The organism is Sphingomonas sp., assembly GCF_048594985.1.
GTDB lineage: Bacteria > Pseudomonadota > Alphaproteobacteria > Sphingomonadales > Sphingomonadaceae > Sphingomonas_I.
Map to the genome: position 1 here is coordinate 1 of NZ_JBMDXG010000216.1, position 5,756 is coordinate 5,756.

Here is a 5,756-nt window from a genome sequence, read left to right on the forward strand (position 1 = left end):
CAGCCCGAACAGGGCGATGACGAGGACGACGACGGCGATGAGCAGATAAAGGATCGGGCGCGGCACGAGGGGTCCTTGTGATCGTCAAAGATGCGTTTCGGCGGGCTTTTGCCCGAGGGGGGGTGCCTGTGTATAGCCCCCGCCCATGCCCGACCCATCCGAAACCCGGCCGATCGACCTCGGCCGCCCGATCGTGCTGATCGGATTGATGGGCGTGGGCAAGTCGACCATCGGCCGGCGGCTGGCGCAGCGGCTGCGCCTGCCGTTCGTGGATTCGGACCATGAGATCGAATCGGTCGCGGGCATGACCATCGCCGAGATGTTCGCACGGTTCGGCGAGGCGCAGTTTCGCGACGGCGAGCGGCGGGTGATCAGCCGGCTGATCGACGGCACCGCCAAGGTGATCGCGACCGGCGGCGGCGCGTTCATGAACGAGGCGACCCGCGCGCTGATCCTGGAGCGCGCGACCGCGATCTGGCTCGACGCCGACGTCGAGGTGCTGGCCGAACGCGTCGGCCGCCGCGCCGGATCGCGCCCGCTGCTCAACGGCGGCGATCCCAGGGAGATGCTGGCGAAGCTCGCCGCGGCGCGCAATCCGATCTATGCGCTGGCGCCGATCCATATCCGCAGCCGGCCGCTGCCGCACGAGGCGACGGTCGACACCATCATGAAGGCGCTGGGCGCGTGAACCGCATCGACGTGGGGCTAGGCGCCCGTTCCTATCCGATCCTGATCGAAGCCGGGCTGCTCGACCGCGCGCATGTCCATCTCGCCCCGCTGGCGCGCGGCGGGCGGCTGGTCGTCGTCGCCGACGAGAATGTCGCGATGGCGCAGCTTCCACGCCTTGCGGCCGGCCTCGGCAACCTCACGGTCACGCCGATCGTCCTGCCCCCGGGCGAGAGCACGAAAAGCTGGGCGGTGCTGGAGCAGCTGACCGACCAGCTGCTCGAACTGGGGATCGAGCGCGGCGACCGGATCATGGCGCTGGGCGGCGGCGTGATCGGCGACCTCGTCGGCTTCGCCGCATCGATCCTCAAGCGCGGCTGCGGGTTCGTGCAGGTGCCGACCTCGCTGCTCGCGCAGGTCGACAGCTCGGTCGGCGGCAAGACCGCGATCAACAGCCGTGCGGGCAAGAACCTGGTCGGCGCGTTCCACCAGCCCGATCTCGTCCTGATCGACCCGACCACGCTCGACACCCTGCCCGCGCGCGAGGTGCGGTCGGGCTATGCCGAGGTGGTGAAGTATGGGCTAATCGACGATCCCGCCTTCTTCGACTGGTGCGACACGCATGGCGGATCGCTGCTGGCGGGCGACGCGGATGCGCGCACGCACGCGATCGCCCACAGCGTCGCGGCCAAGGCACGCGTCGTCGCCGCCGACGAGCGCGAGACCACCGGCACGCGCGCGCTGCTCAACCTGGGGCATACGTTCGGGCACGCGCTGGAGGCGGAGACCGGCTTTTCCGACACGCTGTTGCACGGCGAGGCGGTGGCGTGCGGCATGGCCCTCGCCTTCCGCTTTTCCGCCTATCTGGGCCTGTGCCCGGACGAGGATGCCGGGCGCGTCGCCTACCACCTCGCGCGATCGGGCCTGCCGACGACGCTGGGCGAGGCGCATGTCGACGCCGACGGCGCGACGTTGGTGGCGCATATGATGCACGACAAGAAGATGGAAAGCGGGCGGCTGCCCTTCCTGCTCGCGCGTGGCATCGGGCAGACGTTTCTGGCAAAGGACGTGGACCTGAAGCAGGTCGCCGCCTTTCTCGACAGCGAGGCGTAGGGCGGATCGACGTTCGATCGCGCTATCCAGGCCGTAGCCTCATAGCCGTAGCCAGTCAGAAGTGCTCCGGCTTGCACTGTCCCGTGATCGACCATCCGCCATCCAGCCCGCCCCCACCGGCTTCGAAAAGAAGCCTCTTCCGATCGAAACGAAAATGGGTTGAATAGAGCGGATCGGCATTTGGGATCTTGCTCACCTCGAGCTGCACGATGTCGTCGGTCGCTACGATCGTGCAGGCGGCGCCCGCCGGGCACATGTCTTCGGTCTTATACCCCAGTCGCCGAACGGACATCTGCTGGCCTTCGCCTTCGATGCGATATCGGGTGTCGACCACCTCCTGAACGCCGTAAGCGGATCCCTGCGACCTACCCGTCCCGATACATTCAAACACCGGCGGCGGCGATTGCGCGGACGCGGTGGCTGTAACAGACGCCAACATAGCGGAGATGCCAATCAGCGAGATCATGCCTGCTCCTCTCACCGCACATTCGTAATGTACCATGACGCGTCAACTTGCCTGAACGCGGGCTGTCCGCAAACCACCCATCTCGGGCCGCCCGGCATCCTGGCCGAAAGCTACCGCTTACGACTTGACGGGACCAATCGCCGTTTGTGCCGAGCTTGTCGAAGCACCGTTCTATCTTGGCAACGCTGTCGAGCAGAGAAAGGCACTTCGACAGGCTCAGTGCGAACGGGAAACCGGAGATTGGCCCCAAATCCCCTAGCGCCGCAGCGCGAGCAGGAGCCAGCCGAGGATCATGCCGATCCCGCCGAGCGGGGTGATCGCGCCGAGCCAGCGTGGCGCGCCGAGCGCCATCGCGTAGAGCGTGGCGGCGAAGAGTGCCGATCCGGCGAGGAGCGCCACCGCCGCCCAGCGCCCGCCGAGTTGGAGCGCGACCAGCACCGCGACCGCGTGGATCAGCTGATATTCGGCGCCGGTGCGCAGCCATTCGGCCGGCTTGCCCGTCACGCCATGCGCGCCGAACGCCCCTGCGCCCACGGCGACCGCGCCCGACAGCGCCGCCAGCGTGACGAGCGCCTTCACTTCGTATCGTCGATGAACGGACGGGACGGCTGGAACATCCGGCGCGCCTCATCCGAGAAGATGCCGGTTTCGACCTGCACGCGCAGCCGTTCCTTGTCCCGCGCGCGGTACACGCTTTCGATCCGGGTGATGCGGTCCTCGGCGACGCCCAGCGTGGCGAGCGTGCGGCGGCCCATCGAGATCGCGCTTTCGAACACCTCGCGCACGACCATCGCGGTATCCAGTCCGCTATAGCTGATCATCGCCCGCCGATCATAAGCGCGCACGAAGATCGCGGCCTGGCGGAAGGTCTTGAGCGCCTGCTGCAGTTCCTCACGCGTCAGCTGATCGCGATCCATCGCGAACACGATCACGCGCGCTTCGTCCGCATGCGCGGTCTGGAGCAGCTCCAGCCGCGTGCCGTCGCCATAATAGACCTTGAGCCCGAAGCGGGCGGCGATGTCGATCATCTCCGCATCATTGTCGATGATCGTGACCGAGATGCCCGCGCCGAGCAGCATCTGCGCCACCGTCTGACCGAAGCGGCCATAGCCGACGACGATCGCGTTCGCCTGCCCCGCCCCCTCCGGCCCGTCCAGAACGTCGCGGGCGACGACGGGCGGCGCCTCGTTGAAGCGGCGGCCGTACATCATCAGGAATGGCGTGGTCGCCATCGACAGCGTCACCACCGCGCCGAGCAGGCTGGCCGCCTCGGGCGCGACGAGCTGCGCCACGGTCGCCTGGCCGAACAGCACGAAGCCGAACTCGCCGCCCTGGCTGAGCAGCAGGCCGAGCGCGAAGGCGGGGCGGCGCTCGACCCCGAACAGCATCGCGAGACCGAAGATCAGCGCGGTCTTGACCACCACCACCGCCGCGGCAAGGCCGAGCACGAAGAGCGGACGCGCTTCGATCGCGTGGATGTCGAGCGCCATGCCGACCGCGAGGAAGAACAGGCCGAGCAGGACGGTGCGGAACGGCTCCAGATCGGCCTCGAGCTCGTGCCGATAGGGCGAATCGGCGAGCATTACGCCCGCGACGAACGCGCCGAGCGCGGTCGACAGGTGCATCGTTTCCATCACCGTCGCCGCCGCGAGCACGGTGAACAAGGCGGCGGAGATGAACAATTCGCGCTCGCCCAGCCCCCCGATCAGGCGAAACAATGGGCTGATGATGTAGCGGCCCGCGAGCACGAGCCCGACCACGGCGGCGACCGTATAGACGCCGAGCAGCCAGCCCGGCGGCGCGCCGGGCTCCGGCGGAATACGACTCAAAGCGGCGATGATCGTGATCAGCGGCACGATCGAAAGGTCCTGGAACAGCAGGACCGAGAAAGCCCGCTCGCCGAACGGCGTGTTGAGGCGGCCGGCCGAGCGCAGCATCGGCAGCACCTGCGCGGTCGACGACAAAGCGAGCGGCGCGCCCAGCGCGATCGAGGCGGCGGCGCTGAAGCCGGTGAAGGTGTAGATGATCGCGGACAAAGCCGCGCCGCACAGCACCACCTGCGCCAGCCCGAAGCCGAAAATGTCGCGCCGCAGCCGCCACAGCCGCGTGAGATTGAGTTCCAGCCCGACGAGGAAGAGAAGCAGGACGATGCCGAGATCGGCGATCGACAATTTGTCCTCGGCCCCGCCGACGAGGCCCAGGCCCTGCGGCCCGATCACCGCGCCGGCGACGAGATAGCCGAGCGTGGCACCGAGCCCGAGCTTGCGGAACAGCACCACGAAGCCGAGCGCGAAGCCCAGCATCACGACGCCTTCGAGCAAAATGTCCTCGCTCATGCCACCGTCCTCGTTCGCGCGCGGGCCGCAGCCTCGGCCACCGCCTCGAACGCCAGCCGGATCGAGGCATGGCGGGCGGCGTGCGGGCGCGCCGGATCGAACAGCTCCAGTCCCGGCCATTCGCCGGGGCCGTCGCGCGTACCCGCCAGGAAGGCGGCGAGCGCGTCGCGCGCCTCCTCCAGTTCGGCCAGGGTCCGGCCGATCGCGTGCGCCCCCATCAGCGAGGCGGACGCCTGGCCCAGCGCGCAGGCGCGCACCTCCTGCCCCAGCGCGGCGATGCGCCCGTCCGCATCCAGCGCCACGTCGACCGTGACGCGGCTGCCGCAGACCGGCGAGCGCCGTTCGGACGTGCCGTGCGGATCGTCGAGCCGCTGCTGATGCGGGATGCCCGCCGCGAGGCGAAGGATGCGCGTGTTGTAGAGTTGGTTCGACATCAGCCGGTCGCCTGCGCGGCGCGGCGGTGGTTGACCCAATCGACCACCGCGCGTCCGCTCGCGTTGAGCAAAGGATAGGAACGGGCGGCGCGCAGCCATTCGGGCCGGGCGGTGCGTGCGCCGAACAGCACATCCCAGCCGAGATTGAGCGCGAGAAACAGCACGGTCGCGATCAGCAAGCCTTTCAACGCGCCGAAACCGAGCCCGAGGATACGGTCGAACGATCCCAGCACCGATTGGCGCGTGCGCCGGCCAAGCTGCTGCGCGATAAGCTTGCCGGCGAAGAAGACGAGCCCGAACACGAGCACGAAGGCGAGCACGGCCGCGCCCGACGGGCTGCCGACCAGGCCGCCGAGCAGCTTCGTCACGGGGGTGTGGAACAGCCGGAGCGAGACGATCGCCGCGACCCACGCGAACAGCGACAGCACCTCGGTCACGAACCCGCGCAGCACGCCGAATCCCGCCCCGCCGACGATCAGGACAATGACGACGATGTCGAGCGCGGTGAGCATGACATGCGCTATGGCGATGGCGCGGGCCGATCACAATGGGATGCGACACCCAGCATTCCGGCTTGCGCCGGCGCGCGGCTTTCCCCACCTCGCGGGGCATCATGCCGACCACGACCAAGATATGCGGCCTCTCCACCCCCGAAACCGTCGACGCGGCGGTCGCGGGCGGCGCGGCGTGGATCGGCCTCGTCTTCTTCCCCAAGAGCCCGCGGAACATCGTGCCGGAAGC

General features: G+C 68.6%; 7 protein-coding genes and 1 pseudogene. 3 read left to right on the top strand and 5 right to left on the bottom strand.

Annotated elements, in window-relative coordinates; genetic code table 11:
* The first annotated feature begins 145 nt into the window (after positions 1 to 145).
* Both ACOJSF_RS08510 and aroB read left to right on the top strand, forming a co-directional pair.
* Positions 146 to 688: a shikimate kinase gene (locus tag ACOJSF_RS08510; RefSeq protein ID WP_420141786.1), complete on the top strand. Its 543-nt coding sequence runs from the start codon at positions 146 to 148 to the stop codon at positions 686 to 688.
* A complete protein-coding gene (gene aroB, locus ACOJSF_RS08515) occupies positions 685 to 1,779 on the top strand; it encodes a 3-dehydroquinate synthase (RefSeq protein ID WP_420141787.1) in 1,095 nt (364 codons plus the stop codon). Before ACOJSF_RS08510 ends, aroB begins: the two co-directional genes overlap by 4 nt.
* 55 nt (positions 1,780 to 1,834) lie before the next feature.
* On the opposite strand, the gene ACOJSF_RS08520 is transcribed toward aroB, so the two are convergent.
* From ACOJSF_RS08520 to ACOJSF_RS08540, 5 genes are all read right to left on the bottom strand, one after another.
* The gene (locus ACOJSF_RS08520; protein ID WP_420141788.1) at positions 1,835 to 2,245 is read right to left on the bottom strand and encodes a hypothetical protein; all 411 of its coding nucleotides are present in this window, start codon (positions 2,243 to 2,245) and stop codon (positions 1,835 to 1,837) included.
* Positions 2,246 to 2,500: 255 nt separating this feature from the next.
* The gene (locus tag ACOJSF_RS08525; protein WP_420141789.1) at positions 2,501 to 2,824 is read right to left on the bottom strand and encodes a DUF423 domain-containing protein; all 324 of its coding nucleotides are present in this window, start codon (positions 2,822 to 2,824) and stop codon (positions 2,501 to 2,503) included.
* Positions 2,821 to 4,581 carry a cation:proton antiporter gene (locus ACOJSF_RS08530; protein ID WP_420141790.1) on the bottom strand — a complete coding sequence of 587 codons (1,761 nt, stop codon included), beginning with the start codon at positions 4,579 to 4,581 and terminating at the stop codon, positions 2,821 to 2,823. The genes ACOJSF_RS08525 and ACOJSF_RS08530 overlap by 4 nt, the downstream gene beginning before the upstream one ends.
* Positions 4,578 to 5,015: an iron-sulfur cluster assembly scaffold protein gene (locus tag ACOJSF_RS08535; RefSeq protein ID WP_420141791.1), complete on the bottom strand. Its 438-nt coding sequence runs from the start codon at positions 5,013 to 5,015 to the stop codon at positions 4,578 to 4,580. The genes ACOJSF_RS08530 and ACOJSF_RS08535 overlap by 4 nt, the downstream gene beginning before the upstream one ends.
* A complete protein-coding gene (locus tag ACOJSF_RS08540; RefSeq protein WP_420141792.1) occupies positions 5,015 to 5,527 on the bottom strand; it encodes a CvpA family protein in 513 nt (170 codons plus the stop codon). Before ACOJSF_RS08540 ends, ACOJSF_RS08535 begins: the two co-directional genes overlap by 1 nt.
* A gap of 101 nt (positions 5,528 to 5,628) precedes the next feature.
* Between ACOJSF_RS08540 and ACOJSF_RS08545 the strand changes: the two are divergent.
* A pseudogene (locus tag ACOJSF_RS08545) lies at positions 5,629 to 5,756 on the top strand (N-(5'-phosphoribosyl)anthranilate isomerase); the annotation flags it as partial.

Coding starts and splice junctions, on each gene's coding strand:
- ACOJSF_RS08510 (WP_420141786.1), top strand. CDS start 146: ATGCCCGACCCATCCGAAACCCGGCCGATCGACCTCGGCCGCCCGATC.
- ACOJSF_RS08540 (WP_420141792.1), bottom strand. CDS start 5,527: ATGCTCACCGCGCTCGACATCGTCGTCATTGTCCTGATCGTCGGCGGG.
- ACOJSF_RS08535 (WP_420141791.1), bottom strand. CDS start 5,015: ATGTCGAACCAACTCTACAACACGCGCATCCTTCGCCTCGCGGCGGGC.
- ACOJSF_RS08530 (WP_420141790.1), bottom strand. CDS start 4,581: ATGAGCGAGGACATTTTGCTCGAAGGCGTCGTGATGCTGGGCTTCGCG.
- ACOJSF_RS08520 (WP_420141788.1), bottom strand. CDS start 2,245: ATGATCTCGCTGATTGGCATCTCCGCTATGTTGGCGTCTGTTACAGCC.